Raw genomic sequence first — 21,914 nt, 5'->3', positions numbered from 1 at the left:
GGTCAATCGCTTCAGCGACGTGAAGCGCTCGCGTCTCGCGTTATAGCAAGCTAATCAGGCAGGCATTAGAGACGAGGAAGAACTGGCGTCGGAAGCTACCGCTCGGACGCTAATGGCCATACCTAGGAGGCCAAATATTGGCAGGTGCCTGGACTAGGCCTTCTTGGCAATTCGGAGCTTTGAAAGCAATTTCCACAATTCCGTCTCGTCAGTGATTCCCTTATCGAAGGCTGCGATAACTTCGAACGCAAGGCATTCCCTCTGCTCCTCGTCTTTGAGGGCCAGACGTCGCTCTCTGCACAGTTGGTCGAATACCCTCTGAAGGATGTCGAGATCGCAAGGCGCGTATACGCCGCTGTATTTCTTGAAGGCCACTGCGCTTCTGTCCCCCCGGACCCGAGCAAACTGAACTGTAGATTATTGCGCTCCGTGCCAAACTTGGGCGCTAGTAATCGCATGCCGCGTAATCCGAACGAGTGGCGATATTTGGCCCTTCTGCCGCCTATCGGAACCGCTCCAAATCTGGACCCGAGAGCATGCTTTTATTGCGCTCAACCGCTCTAGCGATTGCGGCATCGATCTCGTGGCGTATTGGGCCTGATTCCAGCGTTGCGCTAAAATTTCATATCTTCAGCGAGTTGAATGATCCACGTCGAATTCACGCGGCCTCCCTCGTCCACACGTGACCGCCAGAAAGCCGCTGGAGCGACTGGCCATGCCGTCGAGCCAGATTCCTCTCGGCGTCAAGCAACTCGTGCTCCCCAGTCAAGCCGTTCATAAAAAGCTTGAGCAAATGGGACGCTAAGCGTTCCCCTTGTTCCGAAGCCGATAAAATGCCGCGCTCAGCGCAGATCGCCCGAAGAACCTGAGCTAGCATCTCGATTTCGCTCGCCTCCAAAAACCGACCTGGATACAGCATGACGTCCGCTCCCGAAAAGCCCGTTGATCGGGCGTTTACGCGACGTCAGGTACGGCACGCGATTACCTATGATAGTCTCATTCTTTTTTTTCCGATCTAATGCCGCCAAGACTCCTGTTCCGGGCGAGAGGCCGTTGGAGCAGGATCAATTCTGTCCATGCTGATGATGCCTTCTAGAGCTCACGAAAACTCCCTTGAGCAGGGAGGCGTCGCAGCTCTCGCCAAGACTCGACTTCAGCAATTTCAGTGGTGCGCAAGCTTAGAACGGTTTCTTCATGCCCCGATAACATGTGTTATTCAGCGGGAACAGGTCACGGCCTAGCTTGGAGGTTCAGGAAAGGCCCAGTGGCATGCGGGGAGGCACCATGAATTTCGTGAGAAATGGCGTCGGTCCGTTTGAGGCCGCCATGGTCGCGGTCATGACCTTAGCGGCGATCGGAATCATACTCGTCATTGTCCTAGGGATTTACTGAATTTCCCTCCGTCCGTTCATCGTCAGATCACGAATGCCCGCCAGTCACGCCAACGCAACAGCTCGATCCCACCCGCACAATCAAAGAAGATCAGGACGTGAAGGATCGCGTCTGTGCGCTCCGGCACCCGCCTACATGGATTGGCAGCCGCCGGGGGGCGGTGCAAGCGCGAACGCCGCTTAGAAATCAACGGATGAGCGGAACGACATCGAACGGCGTCGTTACCGGGCGTTGCGAATCATATCTCTTTGGAACCACGCTTATGCCGATTACCTCGGGGCGCGACCTCGTGCAGAGGCTTCTGGAGAAATCATTACCGAGGCACAAGCGCGAGAGTTGGTCTCTCTACTCGGCACGAATTGGTCTTCGCTCGTCCGAGAGGCCAAAGCCATCACCAACAAGCCGAGGCCGCCGGGACTGCGCTCGTAAGACATTTCCAAGCTCGCGCTTGGCAGCAAAGCCGCCCGCCAAATGGAACATTAGCGCCTAATCCAGGTTCGGTACGCAACTCAACCCGGTCACCCAACTTGGCACATGTCCTTTCCCCGAACGTTTTGATCCGTAAGCTTCAGAACATCTCCGATCTGACCCAGTCAGATATAGCTATTTTAGAAGGCATTCCGCTTTCAAAGAGGGACTATCATGCAAACGAGGATATTGTACGCGAGGGCGATCGACCTACTCATTCATTTGTGGTCTTGGAGGGCTTGGTGGGATCCACCAAGCTTACCGGCGACGGCAAACGGCAGATCACGTCCTTCTTTGTTCCGGGAGATATTCCCGATCTGCACGGTATGCATCTCTCGGTTCTGGACTGCACCTTTTCATCGCTCGCGCGCGCCAGTCTGGGCTTCATGCGGCATGATGCTATGCGAGCCATCTGCGACCGACATGCCTCCATAGCCGCTATATTTTGGCGCTCGACGCTGATCGACGCAGCGATATACCGAGAATGGGTTACCAACGTTGGAAGGCGCGACGCCTATACCCGTATGGCTCACATATTGTGCGAACTGATCGTCCGCCTTCACTCGATGGGGGTTATCAAAGATCACGTAGCCAATCTCCCGGTCACGCAGGCAGCCCTTGCCGACGCGTTGGGCCTGTCAACTGTCCACGTGAACCGAGTGCTTCAGGAGCTGCGACGCAACGGGCTTATATTTACCGAGGGCACCCGATTTCATGCTGTTGATTGGGACGGGCTCGTCCGAGCCGGAGATTTTGACGCCACCTACTTGCATCAAAGGACCGCAACAACATTCTGATGGCGAGCTGGTGCGATGGCGAGATACTTCTTTGATAGCGGTGATCGCGACGTTGTCCTCAAGGATGAGGTAGGCATCGAATGCGATGGGATCGGGAGCGCGCGTCATCAGGCCATAGAAGGTCTGGTAGACCTGACGAGAGAATTCCTTAAGGACCTCAATGGCCAGGAGTTGTTCATCGAAATCCGCAACGAGCATGGAGAAAAGCTGGCAAGGTTGAGCCTATCTCTGCATGCGCAACCGAGCGCTCAATGAAGGTTAGGGATTTCCGTGACTGGCGGCGGTCTTTGCCGCTTGGACGCAGACCACCCTTGATGATCGCTGACCGCCTATGTCGCCCGTAATGAGCATATCGCGACGCCAGAAATTGACAGTCGGCATCACCGCAAGCAAAGCAATTCGACCGCTTGCCAATTTGGAAAGCGCTTGGATTGCTTTGCGTTCCTGTACAACCCGCAGTGGCGGAGAACAAAGCGGCGTGGACATGATCCCAGTCCCTGTGGGACAACACTTGCACCGGCTTCTCCGATGAATCAGATCGGAAGAGTTTCGGAAACGTGAGTCGATTGGAAGCCTACGTCCAAGTGAAGAAGCGCTTTCCCGTTCTTATCGAGCAGCGAAATAAAGCTTGTTTGGCCGACGTCCCTTACAGCCACGACAGCCGGAATCTTGATGGTGCCCAGCGTAGCTGAACGTCGGATAACGGAGTACCTGTCGGCACTTGGCAAATTTGTTTGACATGTGTCGGCAAGGCCGAAACAGGATTGCCGCAGCTCTCGCGTGTGGCACGAGGGCAATGCATCTGTGGGTGAAATACTATCGGGGTAGGTGACGGGTGCCCAGCCTCGCTTCAGTTGCCGCCGCCAGCGCCGTCGCAGAATACTTGCTCGTTCAAATGGGCAGCACTTCCGAGCGCTTGACCTGGCCCAGGGCAAAGCTGCTTTCGATCGAAGCGATGTTGTCCAGCCGCGTCAGCTTGTCCTTGATGAACCGCTCATAGGCCTCGAGGTCGCGCACCACGATGCGCATCAGGTAATCGCGCTGGCCGGTCATCAGATAGCAGTCGACAACCTCCGGCCAGCGCAGCACGGCCTGCGAGAAACGGTCGAGATCGTCCTCGCGTTGCCGTTCAAGCTTAATCGACGCGAAAGCGCTGATCGGCAGACCGAGCTTCTTCTGGTCGACGACCACGGTGTAGCCCTTGATGACGCCGGCGCTCTCCAAGAGTCTGACGCGCCGCGCGCAAGGCGAGGGCGACAGACCGACGGCTTCGGCGAGGTCGTTCGAAGTCGCCTTGGCGTTCTTCTGCAGCGCGGCGATGATCTTCAGGTCGATTGCGTCAAGCGCTGGATTTGGCATCGTTCCCTCGTTTGGGCGTCGTTATTGGCTGGAGCAGCCAATATGATCGATCGGTTTGGGCAAGAATAGTCACATTCGGAAGATCGACGCAGGTATCGTTGAGCCGCGATTTCACAGGAGCCGACGATGACGATCCTTTCCGAGCTTGAGCGCAAGGTCCTCTGGCTGGCCGTCTGGATGATCCATCACGCCAATCATCTTCGGGCGTCGACGGACGGCCTCAAGGTCGGCGGCCACCAGGCGTCGTCGGCGTCCGCGTCGACCTTGATGACGGCGCTCTATTTCCAGATCCTGAGGCCGCAGGACCGCGTCGCCGTCAAGCCGCATGCCAGCCCGGTATTCCATGCCATCCAATATCTGTTCGGCAAGCAGACGGTTGAGCAGCTGCAGAATTTTCGTGGCTATCGCGGCGCGCAGTCTTATCCGTCCCGAACCAAGGATATCGACGACGTCGATTTCTCGACCGGGTCGGTTGGACTGGGCGTGGCGCAGACCCTGTTCTCGTCCCTGGTCCAGGATTATGTCACGGCAAAAGGCTGGAAGACCGATCGGCCGGAAGGCCGGATGGTGGCCCTGCTCGGCGACGCCGAAATGGATGAAGGCAATATCTTCGAGGCGCTTCTCGAGGGCTGGAAGCACGGCCTGCGCAACACGTGGTGGGTCGTCGATTACAACAGGCAGAGCCTCGACGCGGTAGTGCGCGAAGGCCTGTGGCAGCGTTTCGAATCCATCTTTCGCAACTTCGGCTGGGATGTGGTGATCCTGAAACATGGGACGTTGCAACAGGCCGCCTTCGAGGAAGAGGGCGGCGAAAAGCTGCGGACCTGGATCGATGCATGCCCCAATCAGCTCTATTCCGCGCTGACCTTCCAGGGCGGCGCTGCCTGGCGCAGGCGCCTGCTGGACGATCTGGGCGATCAAGGACCGGTCAGCCGTCTGATCGAGAAGCGCAGCGACGATGAGCTTGCGGCCCTGATGGCAAATCTCGGCGGCCACGATCTGGCGAGCATCATCGATGCCTTCGAGCAAGCGCGCGGACATGATCGTCCGACCTGCTTCATCGCCTATACGATCAAGGGCTTTGGCCTGCCGCTCGCCGGCCACAAAGACAACCACGCCGGACTGATGACACCGGCGCAGGTCGACGTGCTGCGGCAAGGCATGGGAGTCCGCGAGGGCCGCGAATGGGACATTTTCGAGGGCCTTGCCTATGACGAGGCTGCGATACGATCCTTCCTCGCGTCGTCGCCTTTTGCGCAGCCAGCCCCGCGTCGTCACAAAGCCCCAGCTGTTCCGGTGCCAGCGCGCATCGGCTTCGGCGCTCAGCCGGCCATGTCGACACAGCAAGGTTTCGGGCTTTTGATGCACGAGGTCGCAAAATCGGACAGCGAGTTTGCGAGCCGTGTCGTCACGACATCCCCCGACGTCACCGTCTCGACCAATCTCGGCGCCTGGGTAAACAAACGGGGTCTGTTCGCGCGCGGCGACCAGGCGGACATTTTCCGCCAGGAGCGCATTCCCTCCACCTTCAACTGGACGTTTGCGCCGTCGGGACAGCATATCGAACTCGGCATCTCGGAGATGAACCTTTTCACCATGCTTTCGGCGCTCGGGTTATCGCACTCGCTTCACGGCGAGCGCCTGCTTCCCGTCGGCACGCTCTACGATCCCTTCATCGAGCGCGGTCTCGATGCGCTCAACTATGCCTGTTACCAGGACGCCCGCTTTATCCTGGCGGCGACGCCCTCCGGCGTGACGCTGGCTCCAGAAGGCGGAGCGCATCAGTCGATCGCCACGCCGCTGATCGGCATGGCGCAGGACGGTCTGGCGACGTTCGAGCCTGCCTATGTCGACGAACTGGCAATCATCCTGCGTTGGGCATTCGACTACATGCAGCGTACCGGCGAAGCCGAGCCTGACGACCATACCTGGCTGCGAGATCAGACCGGAGGTTCGGTCTACTTGAGGCTCTCGACGCGCTTGATCGAGCAGCCAACACGCCCGATGGAAAGTAAGCTGGCGCGCGACATCGTCGATGGCGCCTACTGGCTGCGCCCGCCCGGGCCAAACGCCGACCTGGTGATAGCTTATTCCGGCGCAGTCGGGCCGGAAGCGATACAGGCGCTGGGATTGATGGCCGGCGACCGGCGCGATGTCGGGCTTCTGGCCGTGACCTCCGCCGATCGGCTGAACGCCGGCTGGTCAGCCGCGGCCCGGGCGCGCCAATATGGCCATCCGCGCGCTTCAAGTCATGTCGAGCGCCTTTTGGCCGGTCTTCCGCCGTCCTGCGCCATCGTGACGGTGCTGGACGGGCACCCCGCGACGCTCGCCTGGCTGGGGTCGGTCCATGGCCACCGTACACGCGCTTTGGGCGTCGAGCATTTCGGCCAGACTGGTACGATCGCCGATCTCTACCGGCATTACGGGATCGATGCGCAAGGTATCATGGCTGCAGCGCAGGCGGTTTCGATTGGCCGGCCGCTGAGGCACCTCGGCTCCGCCGCCTGACCATCGATCACGCGCCTCCCGGCCGGCTCGTTCGATAGCAAGCCGTCAATACCGGAATTCCTTGAGAGCGGGTGTCAGCCGCCGGCGCCATCCTCCTGCGCTGCGAGAAAACCGTGGGGGAATGGAAATGACTGGCGCCGGCGATCTTGTGAGCCGTGAAACGCTGCGGTCTTCGATCGGGACGGGGGCGGCGATCGCGCATCACGGCGAGCTCATCCAAGGCGTCTTCAAGGATGATGGCGGGCGCCTTCATCGCGGGCTCGTCACACTGCCGATCGCCGGTTTGAGGTCCGAGGCGACCTTTGCCAGAACCGACGGCGATGCGGTCATTGTCCACCCCGATCATAAGATCAAGGCGTCGGCAGCCGCGCGGTTCACGCTCGATTTCTTGAATGTGACCGGTGGTGGCGTGCTGACGCTTCAAAGCTCGATTCCCGTGGGGCACGGCTACGGCTCATCGACCGCGGACGTCGTCGCTTCCATTCGCGCTGTGGCCGCAGCCTTCAAGGTCCAGTTGCGACCCTCGAGCATCGGGCGTCTCGCCGTTGCCGCCGAGCGCGCCAGCGACGCGATCGCATTCGATGAGCATGCGGTCCTGTTCGCGCAACGCGAGGGCACGGTCATCGAGAATTTCGGCGGCTCGCTGCCGCCGCTGCTACTGGTCGGGTTCAAGGCGAATGGCGGCGTCCCGGTCGACACGTTGCAGCTGCCGCCAGCGCGCTACGACAGTGCCGAAATCCAGGAATTCGGCGTGCTTCGGGCGCTGGTGGCGCGCGCGGTTTACCGTCAGGATCCAAATCTTCTCGGACGCGCCGCCTCGGCCAGTGCCGTGATCAGTCAACGGCACTTACCGAAACAGGGCTTCGACGAGATCGCCGAAATCGCCAGGCGAGCCGGGGCGTGCGGGATGCAAGTCGCCCATAGCGGCTCGTTGTCTGGTCTGATTTTCGATCTTTTCGCATCGAATCTGAAGCGGCGGGCAGCTTTGGCCGCACAACAGATAAGACGCGCCGGCTTCCAAGACGTCGAGGTCCATCTGGTCAATGCGGAGGGCTGGACATCGTGACCGTCGCAGTTGACTATTTCAGGGACCTTGAGACCCCACGCCTTGCTCGCCTGGCGCCAAATCTGGTGGCGGCGGCTTTTCCGTTGATGAAGCTGATGCCGGCCCGCTACATTCTGGATCGGGCAGAGTCGAATGGCGAACTGAAGGCAGGCTCCCACATTGTCGAGACGACGTCCGGCACGTTCGGCATGGCGGTGGCGCTGCTCGCGGCGGCGCGTGACTATCGCCTTACCCTCGTCACCGCTTCGACGCTTATCGACGCCAAATACAAAGCCCGACTGGAGCGCATCGGCGCCACGGTCATTGCACTTGACGATCCGCGCGGTGACGGCAATCAGCCTGGCCGGCTTGAGCGCCTGGAGGAAATCCTGGCACAGGAGCCGGATGGCTTCTGGACCCGCCAATACGACAGTCCGGGAAACTGGCTCGCCTATGCGCGGCTGGCTGAACTTTTCATCCGGGCAATGGGAAAGGTTGATTGTCTGGTCGGCTGCGTCGGGACGGGCGGTTCGCTATGCGGCACCGCGTCCTTTCTGCGAACGGTCTTTCCCCATCTGACGGTGTTTGCCGTCGATACCCATTGCAGCATTCTGTTCGGGCAGCCCGTCGGCAAACGTATGCTGCGGGGCCTGGGCAACAGCGTTCTGCCGAAAAACGTCAGGCATGAGCTTGTCGACGAGATCCATTGGGTCGGCGCCTATCCGGCGTATCTGAGCGCGCACCGTTTGTTGCGCGAGCACGGCATCTTCATGGGGCCGACCAGCGGCGCCGCTGCGTTGGTGGCGCAGTGGGTTGCAACAACCCTTCCGGACGCACAGGTCGCGGTCATCATGCCTGACGAAGGCCATCGCCATGCCGAGACCGTCTACAATGACGACTGGCTTGCAACCCTGCCTGGCTGGCCCTGCAAGGAACCGTCTGAGCCGAGGACGCTGACGACAATCGCACCGGCGGCAGAGACGCAATGGACGCGCTTTCTTTGGCTGCGGCGCAGTCTCGACGATGTGCTCAAAACCCAGGCAGCAAGTGCGGTGCCGTCGGCTATTGGTGCTGTGGAGAATCTATGAAGCGAGATCCAGCCCGCTTTTGTCCAGCCAGCGCCAGGCGTCTTGCGTCGTCTGGAAGATTCGATCGTGTTCGTTCGATCGAGTGGACCGATCGAGGTCCTTGAGACCGCTGGCGGTCACGATGGCCACGACCCGGTCTGTGGCTGCGATGACCCCTCGATCCTTCAACGTCGATATGGCGATCAGCGGCGTAACCGATGCCAGTTCGGCAAAGATCCCTTCGTCGCGCGCAAGGCGTTCCTGCATCGCGATCAGGCCATGATTGTCGACGGGGACCGCGTGCCCGCCCGATTCGCGCAGAGCCTTCAGAGCCTGAAAGGTGCTGCGCGGCGTGCCGATCGATACGGCAAGGCTGTCGAAGAGCATCTTGCGTTCACTCAAGGCATCGGCGCCGCTGGCAAGGGCGTCCGCCAACGACCCATGCACCTCCGCGGCGACGAGACGGGGCAGCTGCGTGATGGTCCCTTGCGTGTACAACTCGCAAAAACCCGCCCACACGCCGGACAACGCATCGCCATAGCAGACCGGCAGGACGCACCAGTCCGGCGCCTTACCATCCGATTGCTCGACGATCTCGTAGGCGATCGTCTTGTAGCCCTCGATGCCGAGTGGATGGCTGCCGACGACCGGACCGTGATAGGGCGAAGCGATGAACCAGTCATAGCTGGCAGCCGCCTGTTCCAGCAGCGACCATCGGTCCATTTTGTTGACCAAGGGCAGCACCGTCGCCCCATATTTTCGGATCTGCGCCAGCATCGCGCCGGCCGACCCGGCGAAGGTAGTGACAACGCACTTCAGCCCGGCTCTGGAAGCGTAGGCCGCCAGCGAGGCGCCGGCGTTGCCAGAAGACGCGGTCGCGACGGTCTTCGCGCCACGTGCGCGCGCCACGCTGACCGCGACGGTCGAGAAGCGATCTTTATGCGACAAGGTCGGGTTTCGGCCTTCGTCCTTGATTGCGAGGTTGGGCACGCCGAGAAGCGCGCCGATGCGAGGCGCGGCAAGCAACGGTGTCAAACCCTCGCCAAGGCTCACTGCATCCGCGGCTGTGCAAGGCAGCATATGCGCAAAACGCCATAGAGAGCGCGAGGCGGTGGCGCCGCCCAGGGGATGAGGCGAAGGATCCGCATAAACCGGCCGAAGATTTGCGGGTGCCGTCCCCTGGCACCGCACGCACCCTTTGGAGTCGATGGTGATATCGGCGGGATAGGCGGCACCGCATCGGATGCAGACGAATTCCAGAACCCGGCTTTCTTCCGTTCCGGGTCGGCTAATCTCGCCTGAGGAATGCACGGAACTGTTGTGCGCGAGGTCGCGAAACGGCCGGCTCGGCATGGCTATTCCTGTGTCAGGAAACGATGAATTCGCTGGTTGTTTCAAACAGTCAACAGCACCGCTGTCAATGCGGAATGTGCACTATAGTGTGTCGCACCATAGTGCGCGTCGTAGCATCCGTTGTTTGATGAAACTTCGCGGCGTTTTTGGTCTGAACGTGCAGCGGCTTCGGAGAGAAAGAAAACTTTCTCAGGAGCAATTGTCTTTCGTTTCGGGCCGCACGCGAGCCTATATCAGCAGCGTCGAGGCCGGTCGGCGCAACGCCACGCTGGATACAGTCGAGATCCTGGCGAAGGCCTTGGATGTCGAGCCGCAAGAGTTGATCACGGCTGTTCCGTCGAATCGACGAGCAGTCCGCGGGACAAAGCAGACGACGCCAAAGTCAGCGGAATGAAGCGCGGTCTGGTTCGCGTAACATTTGATCCGGCTTTCAGGTTCTTTATCTTTGCGCCAGCTAATGACTCCTGAAGTGTGCATTCGGCGCAAGTCCCATTGAATATATCGTATTTGTGACCGTAAGTTCTTGGCGGGGATGGGGCCTGACTCTTGTCGAGGTCTGCCGATGGAGATCGATAATCTTGTTGGGTTGTTTGCAGCGATCTCAAGGATCGATGCCGCGTGCTCGGTGGATGACATCCTGCAAGAGTTCCGCTCTGCCATCGAGCGTTATGGCCTGCGTTATTTTCTGATCACCGGCCTGCCCGTGCCGCACGACACCGACTGGAGGCGAGAGATCCTGGTCGATGGTTGGCCGGCCGAATGGTACCTTCGCTACATGGCAGAGGATTATTTTTCGCATGATCCCTGCGTCGCGCAGTGCCGGCATTCGCCGAAGCCATTCCTGTGGCACGAGCTTCCGCCGGCAAAGCTTTTTGCGCGCGCAAAGCTGGTGATGGATGAAGCGGCGGACTTCGGAATGGGCCAAGGTCTCTGTGTTCCCGTCCACGTGCCGCTGGCAGGCCCATGTGTCGTCTCGGCAGCGGGCGATCGCATCGAAATAGCGCCGAGCGTCGTGCCATTCATCGAGACGCTTTGCGTGCATACGTTTCGACGCCTGTCAGGGCTGGAAGAATCCGCCCAGGGCGCTGAGGCCGCGCCCTTGACGCCGCGCGAGCGCGAACTCCTGGAGTGGAGCGCCGAAGGCAAGTCGAACGAAGACATCGCCTGCATCCTGGGCGTCACCAGGAACACAGTTGAAAGCCATCAGCGCAACATTCGAGGCAAGCTCGATGCAGCCAATGTCTCGCATGCCATCGTCAAAGCTCTGCGACGACAGGAAATCCAGATTTAGCAATACCTGAATACCATCATACGGGCACGAAGCATGTTTTCCTACGACCTCCACTTTTGGAGGCGACATGGTCCGTATTCATCTGGTCACCTGGGAAAACAGGAAGCAGTATAGAAAAGTGCTGGAGCGCTATTTTCGTATCCGGTACGACATTTACGTCAAGCATAGACGATGGCGCGCCGTCGCCCGCCCCATCAACATCGAGATCGACGCATTCGACAACGAGCATGCGCTTTATGTTCTGGCGCTCGACACCAACGGCAAGATCGTCGGCGGCTCCCGTCTTGTACCGACGCTGGAGCCGCATCTGATGAGCGAGGTCTTCCCAGTTCTCGCCGGCGGCACGCCTCCGAGAGCGGCTGAAATTTTCGAATGGACGCGTTTTTTTGTCGTCCCGTCGCTTCGCACGCACGGAGCGTCGTCGCCGATCGCCGGCTTTGTTCTGTGCGGCCTTCTTGAGACGGCGCAAAGTCTGGGGATTCGACAGATTAGCGTGGTGTGCGAAACATTCTGGCCGAAACGCCTGCGTGCGCTTGGCTGGACGCTTTTCGAACTCGGCAACGCTATCGAGCATCCGGATGGCGACATTATCGCGCTGCTGATCGATGTCACGCCTGAGGCTATTGAGCAGACGCGCCGCGCTTATGGCATCAGCGGCGTCATACTTGCGGATAAAATCTAGGCTGATTGCCACCGGCAGCTGAAGGTTCGCTCGCCAGAGGATGTTGTCATCGCGCCCATTTGCGCGGTAGTCAGCGCTATGATGCACAGGAACCATAGACACATATCTCAGCGCTCCTAGAACTGCACTAGGAAGCTCGGTTCTTGACCTGCTCCTGCGTCGAGGCTTGAGCTTTCGAGTGGGGCGGATCTCACAATGTGAGCAATGCACTCGCTGCAGCATTGAACATCGGGCTGTCATCTCAGATGAAGCGCAGGGGCATCAGAAAACCCTGCCTGTTCGGGCCTTTTCCTTGTAGCATCGAACGAGAGTCCAGCGTCGTTTCAAGTCGCCATGTTGAACCTGTCTCGGCCTGCAGCGACAGCCTTGAGCAACGGAAGCAAAAACTCCGCTGAGAGCCTCCGCCGGTGATCATCGATTAGAGCGATGGTGAAGATCTGAGCCGCGGCATCTATTTCACCGGCAAGTGCATCCGCCGTCGATGGGCAGGTGGACCCCGGTGATCATCGAGGCTGCGTCGCTGAGCAGGAACACGATCGGGCCGGCGACCTCATCCTCGGTCGCCCAGCGCCCGAGCGGCATCTGCTTCAAGAATGGCTCAGCGACAGGCGGCTGGCTCCAGTGGCCGGACGAGATCGGCGTCATCACCACGGTCGGGTTCACGCTGTTGACGCGGATGCTGTATTTGCCCAACTCCAGCGCCGAGCAGCGGGTGATGTTTTCGAGCGCTGCCCTGGACGAGCCGCAGGAAATGTGTCCCTCGAGCGCAACCAGCGCCGCCTGGCTGCAGACGTTGACGATCGCGCCGCCTTGCGGATCGCCACCATCTGGCGCACCGCCCATCGGCGCCCCAGGCAAGGTCAATGGGGCAGGAGGGGCATGATCATGCCAGCAGTTGTGTCGGCACACCGAGCACTGGCCCGGCTGTGGCAAGCCGATGGTCAAGGGTGTACACCGTCGTTCCATGCTCCGACGCCGTCGCGAGATGCAATGCATCACCGGCACGAAGCCCCAGCGTATGCTGATCGACGAACTTCGCCGCCGCTCGAAATTGCCCGCTTGTGACCGAAAGCACGGTGAAGCTCTCGGCGACCAGCTTGTTGAACATTGCCAGCGCTGCGGCACGCTGCTCCAGGTTGATCTGCCCGGTCCGTAGCTTGACCGCCATGGCAGAGGACATCTCGGTGATCGTCCAGTCGCTGATCAGAAGCTGAGCAGGATCCTGCTGAGCGAGCCACATTTGGGCGCGTGGGGTCGTCGCTTCGTTGGAAAGCGCCGCCACGATCAGCGACGTGTCGAGATAGAGCATCAGTAGCGATCGCCATCGCGCATCGACCGCACCAGATCGGCGGCACTTTGACCCTCCGGCGGCATGCTTGCCGTCAAGGATCGGAGCAGGGCGGCATCGATCCGCATGCGTGGCCTGGCCGCCGCTGTGAGGCGGGCGACTGGCTTGCCGCGTCGAGTAATGTCGATCGAATCACCAGCCTCAACTCGGTCAACGAGTTCGCTCAGATGTGCCTTGGCGTCCGCCAGATTGATAGCGTGCATGTCATGCTCCTGACCATGTAGATGGTCATATAGCGTACTGGATTAAAGAAATCCAGTGGGAGAGAAATCGGGTAGTGCAATCCGGACCTGAGGGCTCGGTCTGGTCCAATGGACAACCCCCTGAAAGCTCACAGTTGGGTCAGCTTTAACGCTCATATGTTCAGCCGAAAATCAAAGTGATCACTGCCGCCCCAAATTGCCCCCAATCAGCGGGCCCCATGCTGCAATTGATCGACGGCGGCGGATGCGTGGCGGACAGTTGTCACGCATCCGCAACCGCGCAGTTTCTTTCCTACCACCCGAACAGGAGAGCCGCGCCGCTCTGCCTGTCGCCGGCCTGCACGACGTTTGCTTCGGTGTTTCGGCCAAACTGGAAGATACCGTAGGAACTGTCGTTGCCGTCCTGCCGCAGGGTGGCCGAGTGTCCGCTGCCCTCCTGTCGAACTATGCCAAGATTGCCGGCCCCGTCCTGATCTATGCCGGCACGGTTGTTCCAGCCGCGCTGCCGTATGTGGGCGCCGCTGCGCAGCCCTTTGTAGGCCGAATAGGCGCGCAGACCGAAATCCAGCGCCCGCGCATCGCGGGCCGTCGGAGGCGAGTAATAGAACCCGATCGCGCCGCCCGCCCTCGCCGGAGCGGAGACAAGGGGCAGACCGATGGCTGTCGCGAGCGCGATGGCTGCTATCAGTTTTGTGACTTGGCGGTTCATGATGCCTCTCTTTGTGGTTTCATCATCTGATGAGCCACAGTCGCACAGCGAAGCTGAACCGTGACGGAAGGTTTTGTTCAGCCGCGGTTCAAGACATGGAGCGGCGCGAGCTTCGGCGCACCGTCAAAGCCCAAGTGTTTGTTGCATCACTCCGGAAGGAAAAAACCCATCGTGTAAGAAGAAAGGGCTCCGGTCGCCCGGAGCCCTTCTTTCGATTATCGAAGACAGACGGCGCTCAGTTCGCGCCGGACACCTGTTTGAGGCAGTTGACGCTGGCCCCGCCTGCAGTCACCTTCAGCTTAACGTCGTAGGCAGCGCCATTGGCTCCCACGCTCATCCGGCCCACTGACGCCGGATTGCCGGGACCGGCCTCGAAGGCGCCGCCCTGGCTGATTTTGGCGGAGCCGGACGTTCCACCCCCGGAGACGCTGACCGTGTAAGTGCCGGTGGTTTTCCTGTCGGCATAAACCACGGGCTCCAGCAGGATAGCGTCGCCTTGCACGGTATGCCGGATCTCGCATCGCAGCGGCTCGTGACTCGAGCCGTCCTTGTCGGCCGTCGCGGCGGTCGCGGCGGCGACCATGACAGCCACGAGCGCGGCCGACACCGCTGCTGCTCGCTTTTCCAGTCTGGTCATGAATGATCTCCTCGCGATTGCGGGCCGTCCATGGTTCAGGGGCAGTCCTGGACGAAGGCGGCGACATTGCCGCTGCCGCCCTGGCTGACATCGGCATTGCACCCGTGGCCGACCTGGACACCGGCTGCGATGTTGCCGTTGCCGTCCTGCGTCATAATTGCGGTGTGGTTCGAACCGAACTGGGCAATCCCCGCGGCATTGCGGTTGCCATACTGGTACGTCGCGCCGTAATTGTTGACGCCTTGCTGTCCGATCACCGATCGGTTGCGATGACCATATTGCTGGCCGATCGCGGTGTTGAAGCGGCCATCCTGGTAGACATGGATGCGGTTACGGGAGCCGTGCTGGCCGCCGCCGGCGGAATTGCGCCAGCCGTATTGTTCGATATTCACATCGTTGGCCTTGGCGGGCGCGATGGTGGTGAGGCCGACCAAGGCGGCAAAGGCTGCAGCGACGACTGATGTGCGGGTCATGGGGCTTCTCCTTGGGTGCGGTAGGGTACCGCGGGTTGAACGGTCTCTTTGTAAGAGGATGGCCCGGAACGGTGGCTGAAGGCTCCATTCAGTGAAAATTCATGATCGCTACGTTTCTGCTGCGGAGTTGGCAGCGCGCCTCCCTTCGAAAGCGGCCATGGCTGCGAGAGGAACATGTCACAAAACCGGAAGGCACGGAGTATCAGAGGTACTCTTCTGCAGGGCGCCACCTTAGGGCCCGCGCATCGAATGTCCCGATCGGCAATTGCAGGACGAAACTGAAATTCCCGTTGCCCGTGCCGGATCTGCGCTCGCGAGGTCCGAATAACCTTAGTCGAACCGATAACGTCGCGTTCAGCGCCAGCGGTTATAAAGACGGTATGACGCCGCGCACCAAGCGTATTCTGGGCAAATCGATCGTCGTGACGATAATTGCAGTCGTCGCGACTTTCGGTCTGTCGTTCACAGCCAGAATTGCCTTGCAGATGCCGATCGATTGGTTGAGTTGGGTGGAATGCACCGTCATCCCCATTCTGATCGGAATGCCTGTCGGTGCCTATATCTTCGCCCAGTCCGAAACGATCCAGGACACATGTGACAAGCTGGAGAAGTCGTACGCAGACCTGAAAGAGGCGCACGACAGGTTCACCTTCGTGACAAGCCATGATCCGATGACGGGACTCCTTAGCCGCGGTGAATTCATCGCAAGGATGGACAGAAAGCGTGATGAAGGGGAATGCGACACGCTTCTTCTGATCGATCCGGATCATTTCTCCTTGATCAATGACAAGCACGGACATTCCAAAGGTGACGAGACATTGGTTCGGATCGCCAAGGCGCTTGTCTATACGACGCGCCCAGGGGACTCGATTGGCCGGCTTGGCGGGGGAGAGTTCGGGGTCCTGCTACGTGATGTGCGCAAAGAGCAGGCGATCACCATAGCGGAGAACATCCGCCGGCATATCGAGGGAGGTCCCTGGGTCAAAGGGCGACAGGATGGCGTAAGGGTGACTGTCAGTATCGGCGGAGCGGAAATACCTCGCGCTGCTGATGCTGAGGATATCCTTCGTGTTGCCGGTCGCTGCCTTTTTGAGGCGAAACAACTTGGACGGAACTGTGTTTCCTTCACCCATGAGGTGGCCAGGTTGCGGGACATCGCGCTCCCCAAAATGCGACTCGAATAATCGGCGGTCGCCATCAGCGTTTGCGTAGCTCCGCCACTTGATCTCGCTCGACACGAAAGACCGCTCCTTCTTCAGCGAGGGCCGCGGCCTTGGAGCGGCGAGGGGACTTGCCTACGTCGCATATGTCGTCGATATGGACGTCGATAGTTCGCCGGAAGTTTCAGGCGCGCTATACGTGACCTGGTCTGCGTCTCTCCACGATCCACTTGGCGCTCGGTTCCGGTCGCCCAGCGGCGTGCATAGTCACGGCGCAGGAAAGTCTCGCTGGCGTGGAGCGACCTTCGCGACGGATTTGCACGCGCCAGGAACCGGACGAGAGCTTTGTGTAGGTTGCCATTTTCGTGTGCGCTCCGTGTGCAGTGAGATCGAAACGTGACGAAAAGGGTCGTATTCTGGCGTGAATTCGGGTTGGCTAAACAATTTGATGTTAAAGAAAAAATGCTGAAAAACCAACGGCATAGAGTCGGCATGGCACCACAGATGCACCGCATTCGGTTGATGGACTCATGACGCCGCTGGTCCTGATCTCTTCGAAGGACCCGGATTTCTTTCTGGTTTTCGGGCACATCCTTTCAGCAGCCGGCTTCGAAACCCGGCTGATCACGGCAGACACGGAGATTGCGCGCGCCATCAAGGCCGCTGCGCCGCTTGCCATCGTCCTGGACTGTCATCCGGGCGACCGCGCAATCGTCAAGCAATGCCTGGCGCTGAAGTCGGCCGAAGCGACAAAAGCGACGCCCCTTGCAGGCTTGGTCGCGCCTCGTTCCGGCAAGCTGCACCTGGACCTTATCAAGGCTGGCGTCGATGAGATATTTTCGCGGCCCTTTGCGCCCGAACAGCTTCTGAGTTGGCTGCATGGCAAGGCGCGTGTTGCGAAGCGTTCGCGCGAAACCAAGACAGGCGATCTGGTGCAGGGCGATTTCCGGTTGGAGCGACAGACCCACCGGACATTCTTCAAGCAAAAAGAAATCGTGATGCCACCGATCGAGTTCAAGCTTTTGCGCAGCCTTCTGGCGCAACCTGGCAAGGTGTTCAGCCGGGAGGAACTGGTCGCGATTGCATGGCCTGAACACGCCGCCGCAACCGATATACGCGGTGTTGACGTTCATATTGCCAGGTTGCGCAAAAGGCTTCGGGCATCTGTGGGAAGCGATGTGATCCGGACCGTTCGCTCTGCTGGTTACGCCTTCGCGCCGGACTGGTAGTCCGCGCGGCGGTTCCGGCACCGATGCGATTGTCATGTTGCTGATCGCGCCGCGGTTGCGTGCGCCACGTTCGCAGGCATCAGCTCTCAATGGCTCAGGATGGTATCCAGGAACAGCCTGGCGCGCGGATGAGCGGCGCTAGAGAAGAAATCACTGGAAGACGCGTGCTCGACGATGCGGCCTTCATCCATGAAAACGATCTCATCCGCGACTTCGCGTGCAAAACCCATTTCATGCGTCACGCAGACCATGGTCACGCCGGTTTTGGCGAGCGCGATCATGACGTCGAGCACTTCCTTGATCATTTCCGGGTCGAGCGCGGAGGTGGGTTCATCGAACAGCATGATACGGGGACCTAGGCACAGAGCGCGCGCGATCGCCGCCCGCTGTTGTTGGCCGCCCGACAGCTGGGCCGGATAGGCGCGTGCCTTTTCGGGGATGTGCACCGCCGTCAGATGCCGCATGGCGATCTCTTCGGCCTCATGCGCCGACTTCAAGAGGACCCGGCGCAGCGCCAGCGTGCAGTTGGCAAGCACGGTGAGGTGAGGGAAGAGATTGAAGCTTTGGAACACCATGCCTGTCAGGCGGCGCGCCATCGCGGCATCGCGATCGCTTTTTCCCAGACTTCCGCCTTCAAACTCTATCGTCCCTTTTTGGAAACGCTCAAGACCGTTGATGCAGCGTATCAATGTCGACTTGCCGGACCCGGAGGGTCCGCAGACGACGACACGCGCGCCCGGCCGTAAGCTCAGGTCGATGTCTTTCAAAACGTGCAGGGCACCGAACCACTTGTTGAGACCGTCGATCCGCACGAGCGGGGAGGATTGAAGCGTCGAGGTCGCAGGCGCGCGTCGGTCGAGCATCAGCGGAGCCCGCTCGCAAGCAGGAGCTTCTCCATGCGCTTCACCCCATAAGAAACGATCAGCGCCAGCGCGAGAAACAGAACGCCGGCGACGGTCAGCGGCTCCGCGTAGCGATAGGTCTCGGAAGCGATATCGAAGGCGCGCCCGAGCATTTCCGGCACCGCCAGGATCGCGAGATAAGGCGTCGCCTTAAGGATCGAAACCAGGTAGTTGCCCAGGGGCGCGGCGATGTTGCGCAGCATCTGGGGTGCGATGACGAAGATGACCGTGTCGCGGCGGGTGAGCGACAGGGCTCTGGCTGCTTCCTGCTGGCCCCTCGGAATAGCGTCGATGCCCGCCTTGAACACCTCCGCCAGATAACCGCTGTAGTACAGGCTTAGCCCCAATATGCCCACCGTCATGGCGCCAAGCCTGATCCCGTAGAAGGGCAGGACGAAATACAGGAAATAGAGCCAGGCCAAGACCGGCGTCGAGCGGATGAAGTCGATCAGGAAGCGCACGGCGAGGCCAGGCGCGCCGCCCCCGCGCCGGATGATTTCGAAAGTGAAGCCAAGCGCCGACGCACCGAGGCAACTCAAGACCGTTGCGAGCAGGGTAGTCCCGATCGCACCGATTATGATCGGGATGGTCGAGAGCGCGAAGTCGAGGTTAAATCCCACGAGGCGCTCCTCTTTCCGGATTGACCCGCGCCTCGAGCCAGCGGCCGGCGAGCGCGATCGGATAACAGACGACGAAGAAGGCTAGCAGCAACGCCGAATATATCGCGACCGGGTCGTATTCGGTCTGCGAGATTTCCTTGGCGCGGAAGGTCATGTCCGTCAACGTGACCAACGAGACAAGGGAAGTCGCCTTGACCAGCTGAATCAGGTTGTTGACGAATGTGGGACTCATGGCGACCAACGCCTGGGGCAGCTCGATCAGAAGCAGGATCGCCGGGCGCGAGAGGCCGAGCGCCATTCCAGCCTCGCGTTGGCCGGCAGGAAGAGATTGGAGCCCGGCCCGCACCGCTTGGCTGGCGTAGCCGCCGCTATTGAGGCCGAGCACCAACGCACTGACGGTCATCGCCGACAGAGTGACCCCCATGACCGGCAGAACGTAGTAGAAGACGAAGAGCAGGACGACGACCGCCGAACTGCGCCAGAATTCGATCACTGCCGTGACCAGAAAGCGCGTCAAGCCGGTGGTCACAAACTGCGCGACGCCGAAAACAAGCGCGAAGGGCACCGCGAAGAGCAAGCCATAGGCGGTGACCGCTGCCGTTATGCGCAGCCCTTGCAGAATCCCAAGCCAGATGTCGAGCATGCTCATGAAGCTTCGCCGCCCCTTGCCATCAAGGGGCGCGGCGTAGCGACTCTCGGAGCGCTTCGAGCATATTTGGAAGCGGCTGTCTGGCGCCGCGAAACCGAGCCTTCCGGACCAACCCGCATGACAATCCTCCTCGCCGTGGAAAGGGCGATCGCCGCCCCTGCCAGGAGATTTCATAATCCCGGCGGGAGTCATGTGTCAATAAACATGTACATAATATTGCCGAACTTAACATTCTGCCGATGTTGGAAGGCCGCGATACGCCGGCATAAAACTTCCTGAGCTCGGCGCCGCCGTTCGCCGGTTTTTACTCGCTGCGCTACGACGGCGGTCGAAAGCTGTTGAATCGGGCTGCTTCAGGCCTCTTTTGCTCATCCCGACCGGGAACTGCTCGATGAGTTCCCGCACCCAAACGGGGACAGCATGGCTATCTTGCACAACGACACCGAAGCACGTTCGCGCAGCTCGCGTATGCTGCGCACCGCGCTCGGGCCCGCCATCGCCCGTTTCCTGGACGACCCCGCGATCGTCGAGATCATGCTGAACCCGGATGGCCGCATCTGGGTGGATCGGCTCACGGAGGGCCTTGCCGATACGGGGGAGATGCTCGCGCCTGCCGCTGGCGAGCGGATCGTGCGCCTGGTCGCCCACCATGTCGGCGCCGAGGTCCATTCCCGTTCCCCGCGCGTCTCGGCCGAGTTGCCGCAAACCGGCGAGCGTTTCGAAGGCCTGCTGCCGCCCGTGGTCGCCGCGCCGGCCTTCGCGATCCGCAAGCCTGCGGTCGCCGTGTTCACGCTCGATGACTATGTCGCGGCGGGCATCATGACTTGTGCCCACGCCGCTGTGTTGCGCGCCGCGGTTGCTGGCCGGGCAAACATCCTCGTTGCCGGCGGCACGTCGACCGGCAAGACGACCCTGACCAACGCGCTGCTCGCCGAAGTGGCGAAAGGGACGGACCGGGTCGTCATCATCGAGGACACCCGCGAACTGCAATGCGCCGCCCCCAACCTCGTCGCGATGCGCACCAAGGATGGCGTCGCCACGCTTTCCGACCTCGTTCGTTCCTCGCTGCGCCTGCGGCCCGATCGCATTCCCATCGGCGAGGTGCGCGGCGCCGAAGCGCTGGACCTCTTGAAGGCATGGGGCACCGGGCATCCCGGTGGCATCGGCACCCTCCATGCGGGCTCCGGTATTGGCGCTCTGCGCCGACTTGAACAACTGATCCAGGAGGCCGTCGTCACTGTCCCGCGTGCGCTGATCGCCGACACCATCGGCTTTGTCGCCGTGCTCGCCGGACGCGGCGCCGCGCGACGGCTTATCGAACTGGTCAGGGTCGAGGGTCTGGGCCGCGATGGCGACTATCGCATCGCTGAAGCCACACCGATCAACACAGGAGACATTCCATGATCCGCCTGCTTTCGCGCTGCCAGGCCAGCCTGGTCGCACCCAGCGCCGCCATTGCCTTCAACCTCATGGTCGCGCCGGTCGCCCTTGCGTCGGGCTCCTCGATGCCGTGGGAACAGCCGCTCGAGAAGATCCTGCAGTCGGTCGAAGGACCGGTATCCAAGATCATCGCCGTCATCATCATCATCGTCACCGGTCTGACGCTGGCCTTCGGCGACAGTTCGGGTGGCTTCAGGCGGCTGGTCCAGATCGTTTTCGGCCTTTCGATCGCCTTCGCGGCGTCAAGCTTTTTCCTTTCGTTCTTCTCGTTCGGCGGCGGAGCGTTGATCTGATGACAACCGCTTTTGAACAGCTTGACACAGTGCCGGGGTGGATGGTGCCCGTGCACCGGGCGCTCACCGAGCAGATCCTGCTCGGGGGCGCGCCGCGCGCAATCGCGATCCTGAATGGCACGCTGGCGGGCGTTGTCGGGCTTGGGCTGCGGCTCTGGCTGGTCGGTCTTCTCATATGGGCAATCGGACATTTTACGGCGGTATGGGCTGCCAGGCGCGATCCGCTTTTTTTCGAAGTCGGCCGCCGGCACCTGCGGCTGCCCGGGCATCTGTCGGTTTGAGGGCACTG

At 60.6% G+C, this 21,914-nt stretch carries 25 protein-coding genes; 13 read left to right on the top strand and 12 right to left on the bottom strand.

Translation table 11 applies throughout. The features are described from left to right. Positions 1-153 precede the first annotated feature (153 nt). Positions 154-375 (bottom strand): RNA-binding protein, encoded by a 222-nt coding sequence (locus LB538_RS25850; RefSeq protein ID WP_224532307.1) that lies wholly within the window; start codon positions 373-375, stop codon positions 154-156. 1,544 nt (positions 376-1,919) lie between these two features. On the opposite strand from LB538_RS25850, the gene LB538_RS25845 reads away from it, so the two are divergent. Together LB538_RS25845 and LB538_RS25840 are read left to right on the top strand one after the other, a co-directional pair. Beyond that, the gene (locus tag LB538_RS25845; protein WP_224532308.1) at positions 1,920-2,657 is read left to right on the top strand and encodes a Crp/Fnr family transcriptional regulator; all 738 of its coding nucleotides are present in this window, start codon (positions 1,920-1,922) and stop codon (positions 2,655-2,657) included. Between the two features lie 15 nt (positions 2,658-2,672). Further along, a complete protein-coding gene (locus LB538_RS25840) occupies positions 2,673-2,912 on the top strand; it encodes a DUF6894 family protein (protein WP_140695510.1) in 240 nt (79 codons plus the stop codon). 636 nt (positions 2,913-3,548) lie between these two features. Here LB538_RS25840 and LB538_RS25835 read toward each other — a convergent pair. Beyond that, positions 3,549-4,016 carry an Lrp/AsnC family transcriptional regulator gene (locus LB538_RS25835; RefSeq protein WP_140721070.1) on the bottom strand — a complete coding sequence of 156 codons (468 nt, stop codon included), beginning with the start codon at positions 4,014-4,016 and terminating at the stop codon, positions 3,549-3,551. 126 nt (positions 4,017-4,142) lie between these two features. Between LB538_RS25835 and LB538_RS25830 the strand changes: the two genes are divergently transcribed. The 3 genes from LB538_RS25830 (at position 4,143) to LB538_RS25820 (ending at position 8,657) form a co-directional block, all read left to right on the top strand. Then, positions 4,143-6,524: a transketolase gene (locus tag LB538_RS25830; protein ID WP_224532309.1), complete on the top strand. Its 2,382-nt coding sequence runs from the start codon at positions 4,143-4,145 to the stop codon at positions 6,522-6,524. A gap of 127 nt (positions 6,525-6,651) precedes the next feature. Continuing rightward, entirely contained in the window at positions 6,652-7,590 is a 939-nt protein-coding gene (locus LB538_RS25825; RefSeq protein WP_318011898.1) for a kinase, read from the top strand. Next, positions 7,584-8,657 carry a PLP-dependent cysteine synthase family protein gene (locus tag LB538_RS25820; RefSeq protein WP_411909063.1) on the top strand — a complete coding sequence of 358 codons (1,074 nt, stop codon included), beginning with the start codon at positions 7,584-7,586 and terminating at the stop codon, positions 8,655-8,657. The genes LB538_RS25825 and LB538_RS25820 overlap by 7 nt, the downstream gene beginning before the upstream one ends. Here LB538_RS25820 and LB538_RS25815 read toward each other — a convergent pair. Further along, the gene (locus LB538_RS25815; protein WP_224532312.1) at positions 8,652-9,989 is read right to left on the bottom strand and encodes a threonine synthase; all 1,338 of its coding nucleotides are present in this window, start codon (positions 9,987-9,989) and stop codon (positions 8,652-8,654) included. The genes LB538_RS25820 and LB538_RS25815 overlap by 6 nt on opposite strands. A gap of 127 nt (positions 9,990-10,116) precedes the next feature. On the opposite strand from LB538_RS25815, the gene LB538_RS25810 reads away from it, so the two are divergent. The 3 genes from LB538_RS25810 to LB538_RS25800 all read left to right on the top strand — a co-directional run bounded on the left by LB538_RS25810 (position 10,117) and on the right by LB538_RS25800 (position 11,962). Further along, positions 10,117-10,383 carry a helix-turn-helix domain-containing protein gene (locus LB538_RS25810; protein ID WP_140721061.1) on the top strand — a complete coding sequence of 89 codons (267 nt, stop codon included), beginning with the start codon at positions 10,117-10,119 and terminating at the stop codon, positions 10,381-10,383. A gap of 168 nt (positions 10,384-10,551) precedes the next feature. Then, the gene (locus LB538_RS25805) at positions 10,552-11,280 is read left to right on the top strand and encodes a LuxR family transcriptional regulator (protein WP_224532313.1); all 729 of its coding nucleotides are present in this window, start codon (positions 10,552-10,554) and stop codon (positions 11,278-11,280) included. A 67-nt stretch (positions 11,281-11,347) separates the two neighbouring features. After that, a complete protein-coding gene (locus LB538_RS25800; protein WP_224532314.1) occupies positions 11,348-11,962 on the top strand; it encodes an acyl-homoserine-lactone synthase in 615 nt (204 codons plus the stop codon). Positions 11,963-12,418: 456 nt separating this feature from the next. Here the strand turns inward: LB538_RS25800 and LB538_RS25795 are convergent, their stop codons facing one another. The 6 genes from LB538_RS25795 to LB538_RS25770 all read right to left on the bottom strand — a co-directional run bounded on the left by LB538_RS25795 (position 12,419) and on the right by LB538_RS25770 (position 15,332). Beyond that, positions 12,419-12,805 carry an SDR family oxidoreductase gene (locus tag LB538_RS25795; protein ID WP_224532315.1) on the bottom strand — a complete coding sequence of 129 codons (387 nt, stop codon included), beginning with the start codon at positions 12,803-12,805 and terminating at the stop codon, positions 12,419-12,421. 40 nt (positions 12,806-12,845) lie between these two features. Next, the gene (locus tag LB538_RS25790) at positions 12,846-13,271 is read right to left on the bottom strand and encodes a type II toxin-antitoxin system VapC family toxin (RefSeq protein WP_224532316.1); all 426 of its coding nucleotides are present in this window, start codon (positions 13,269-13,271) and stop codon (positions 12,846-12,848) included. Further along, positions 13,271-13,513 (bottom strand): type II toxin-antitoxin system Phd/YefM family antitoxin, encoded by a 243-nt coding sequence (locus tag LB538_RS25785; RefSeq protein ID WP_224532317.1) that lies wholly within the window; start codon positions 13,511-13,513, stop codon positions 13,271-13,273. The genes LB538_RS25790 and LB538_RS25785 overlap by 1 nt, the downstream gene beginning before the upstream one ends. A 292-nt stretch (positions 13,514-13,805) precedes the next feature. Next, positions 13,806-14,222: a curlin gene (locus LB538_RS25780; protein WP_224532318.1), complete on the bottom strand. Its 417-nt coding sequence runs from the start codon at positions 14,220-14,222 to the stop codon at positions 13,806-13,808. A gap of 235 nt (positions 14,223-14,457) precedes the next feature. After that, positions 14,458-14,859, bottom strand: a complete 402-nt coding sequence (gene csgH / locus LB538_RS25775) for a curli-like amyloid fiber formation chaperone CsgH (protein WP_224532319.1) — start codon at positions 14,857-14,859, stop codon at positions 14,458-14,460. A 35-nt stretch (positions 14,860-14,894) separates the two neighbouring features. Continuing rightward, positions 14,895-15,332 carry a curlin gene (locus tag LB538_RS25770; RefSeq protein WP_224532320.1) on the bottom strand — a complete coding sequence of 146 codons (438 nt, stop codon included), beginning with the start codon at positions 15,330-15,332 and terminating at the stop codon, positions 14,895-14,897. Between the two features lie 101 nt (positions 15,333-15,433). Between LB538_RS25770 and LB538_RS25765 the strand changes: the two genes are divergently transcribed. Both LB538_RS25765 and LB538_RS25760 read left to right on the top strand, forming a co-directional pair. Next, positions 15,434-16,516 (top strand): GGDEF domain-containing protein, encoded by a 1,083-nt coding sequence (locus LB538_RS25765; protein WP_224532321.1) that lies wholly within the window; start codon positions 15,434-15,436, stop codon positions 16,514-16,516. Between the two features lie 506 nt (positions 16,517-17,022). After that, complete coding sequence (locus LB538_RS25760; protein ID WP_224532322.1) at positions 17,023-17,721, top strand: winged-helix domain-containing protein; 699 nt, start codon at positions 17,023-17,025, stop codon at positions 17,719-17,721. An 86-nt stretch (positions 17,722-17,807) separates the two neighbouring features. Here LB538_RS25760 and LB538_RS25755 read toward each other — a convergent pair whose 3' ends face one another. Genes LB538_RS25755 through LB538_RS25745 form a run of 3 tightly spaced genes read right to left on the bottom strand, consistent with a single transcriptional unit; the run spans position 17,808 to position 19,892 of the window. Continuing rightward, a complete protein-coding gene (locus LB538_RS25755) occupies positions 17,808-18,584 on the bottom strand; it encodes an amino acid ABC transporter ATP-binding protein (RefSeq protein ID WP_224532323.1) in 777 nt (258 codons plus the stop codon). Further along, positions 18,584-19,243, bottom strand: coding sequence for an ectoine/hydroxyectoine ABC transporter permease subunit EhuD (ehuD, locus tag LB538_RS25750; RefSeq protein WP_224532324.1), 660 nt, complete (start codon positions 19,241-19,243; stop codon positions 18,584-18,586). The genes LB538_RS25755 and ehuD overlap by 1 nt, the downstream gene beginning before the upstream one ends. After that, a complete protein-coding gene (locus LB538_RS25745; protein ID WP_224532325.1) occupies positions 19,233-19,892 on the bottom strand; it encodes an amino acid ABC transporter permease in 660 nt (219 codons plus the stop codon). Before LB538_RS25745 ends, ehuD begins: the two co-directional genes overlap by 11 nt. 420 nt (positions 19,893-20,312) lie before the next feature. Here LB538_RS25745 and trbB point away from each other — a divergent pair, with 420 nt between their 5' ends. From trbB to LB538_RS25730, 3 genes are read left to right on the top strand one after another with little or no spacing between them, the layout of a single operon-like run. After that, complete coding sequence (gene trbB, locus LB538_RS25740) at positions 20,313-21,296, top strand: P-type conjugative transfer ATPase TrbB (protein ID WP_224532326.1); 984 nt, start codon at positions 20,313-20,315, stop codon at positions 21,294-21,296. Continuing rightward, a complete protein-coding gene (locus LB538_RS25735; RefSeq protein WP_224532327.1) occupies positions 21,293-21,625 on the top strand; it encodes a TrbC/VirB2 family protein in 333 nt (110 codons plus the stop codon). The genes trbB and LB538_RS25735 overlap by 4 nt, the downstream gene beginning before the upstream one ends. Further along, positions 21,625-21,906, top strand: a complete 282-nt coding sequence (locus tag LB538_RS25730; protein ID WP_224532328.1) for a VirB3 family type IV secretion system protein — start codon at positions 21,625-21,627, stop codon at positions 21,904-21,906. Before LB538_RS25735 ends, LB538_RS25730 begins: the two co-directional genes overlap by 1 nt. Positions 21,907-21,914 lie beyond the last annotated feature (8 nt).

The organism is Mesorhizobium sp. Ca11 (assembly GCF_020165275.1).
GTDB lineage: Bacteria > Pseudomonadota > Alphaproteobacteria > Rhizobiales > Rhizobiaceae > Mesorhizobium.
Note: the sequence above shows the minus strand (reverse complement) of the source record. Positions and strands in the feature narration are given on the sequence as shown.

Coding starts and splice junctions, on each gene's coding strand:
- LB538_RS25840 (WP_140695510.1), top strand. CDS start 2,673: ATGGCGAGATACTTCTTTGATAGCGGTGATCGCGACGTTGTCCTCAAG.
- LB538_RS25835 (WP_140721070.1), bottom strand. CDS start 4,016: ATGCCAAATCCAGCGCTTGACGCAATCGACCTGAAGATCATCGCCGCG.
- LB538_RS25830 (WP_224532309.1), top strand. CDS start 4,143: ATGACGATCCTTTCCGAGCTTGAGCGCAAGGTCCTCTGGCTGGCCGTC.
- LB538_RS25825 (WP_318011898.1), top strand. CDS start 6,652: ATGACTGGCGCCGGCGATCTTGTGAGCCGTGAAACGCTGCGGTCTTCG.
- LB538_RS25815 (WP_224532312.1), bottom strand. CDS start 9,989: ATGCCGAGCCGGCCGTTTCGCGACCTCGCGCACAACAGTTCCGTGCAT.
- LB538_RS25810 (WP_140721061.1), top strand. CDS start 10,117: ATGAAACTTCGCGGCGTTTTTGGTCTGAACGTGCAGCGGCTTCGGAGA.
- LB538_RS25805 (WP_224532313.1), top strand. CDS start 10,552: ATGGAGATCGATAATCTTGTTGGGTTGTTTGCAGCGATCTCAAGGATC.
- LB538_RS25800 (WP_224532314.1), top strand. CDS start 11,348: ATGGTCCGTATTCATCTGGTCACCTGGGAAAACAGGAAGCAGTATAGA.
- LB538_RS25795 (WP_224532315.1), bottom strand. CDS start 12,805: ATGGGCGGTGCGCCAGATGGTGGCGATCCGCAAGGCGGCGCGATCGTC.
- LB538_RS25790 (WP_224532316.1), bottom strand. CDS start 13,271: ATGCTCTATCTCGACACGTCGCTGATCGTGGCGGCGCTTTCCAACGAA.
- LB538_RS25785 (WP_224532317.1), bottom strand. CDS start 13,513: ATGCACGCTATCAATCTGGCGGACGCCAAGGCACATCTGAGCGAACTC.
- LB538_RS25780 (WP_224532318.1), bottom strand. CDS start 14,222: ATGAACCGCCAAGTCACAAAACTGATAGCAGCCATCGCGCTCGCGACA.
- csgH (WP_224532319.1), bottom strand. CDS start 14,859: ATGACCAGACTGGAAAAGCGAGCAGCAGCGGTGTCGGCCGCGCTCGTG.
- LB538_RS25770 (WP_224532320.1), bottom strand. CDS start 15,332: ATGACCCGCACATCAGTCGTCGCTGCAGCCTTTGCCGCCTTGGTCGGC.
- LB538_RS25765 (WP_224532321.1), top strand. CDS start 15,434: ATGATCGCTACGTTTCTGCTGCGGAGTTGGCAGCGCGCCTCCCTTCGA.
- LB538_RS25760 (WP_224532322.1), top strand. CDS start 17,023: ATGACGCCGCTGGTCCTGATCTCTTCGAAGGACCCGGATTTCTTTCTG.
- LB538_RS25755 (WP_224532323.1), bottom strand. CDS start 18,584: ATGCTCGACCGACGCGCGCCTGCGACCTCGACGCTTCAATCCTCCCCG.
- LB538_RS25745 (WP_224532325.1), bottom strand. CDS start 19,892: ATGAGCATGCTCGACATCTGGCTTGGGATTCTGCAAGGGCTGCGCATA.
- trbB (WP_224532326.1), top strand. CDS start 20,313: ATGGCTATCTTGCACAACGACACCGAAGCACGTTCGCGCAGCTCGCGT.
- LB538_RS25735 (WP_224532327.1), top strand. CDS start 21,293: ATGATCCGCCTGCTTTCGCGCTGCCAGGCCAGCCTGGTCGCACCCAGC.
- LB538_RS25730 (WP_224532328.1), top strand. CDS start 21,625: ATGACAACCGCTTTTGAACAGCTTGACACAGTGCCGGGGTGGATGGTG.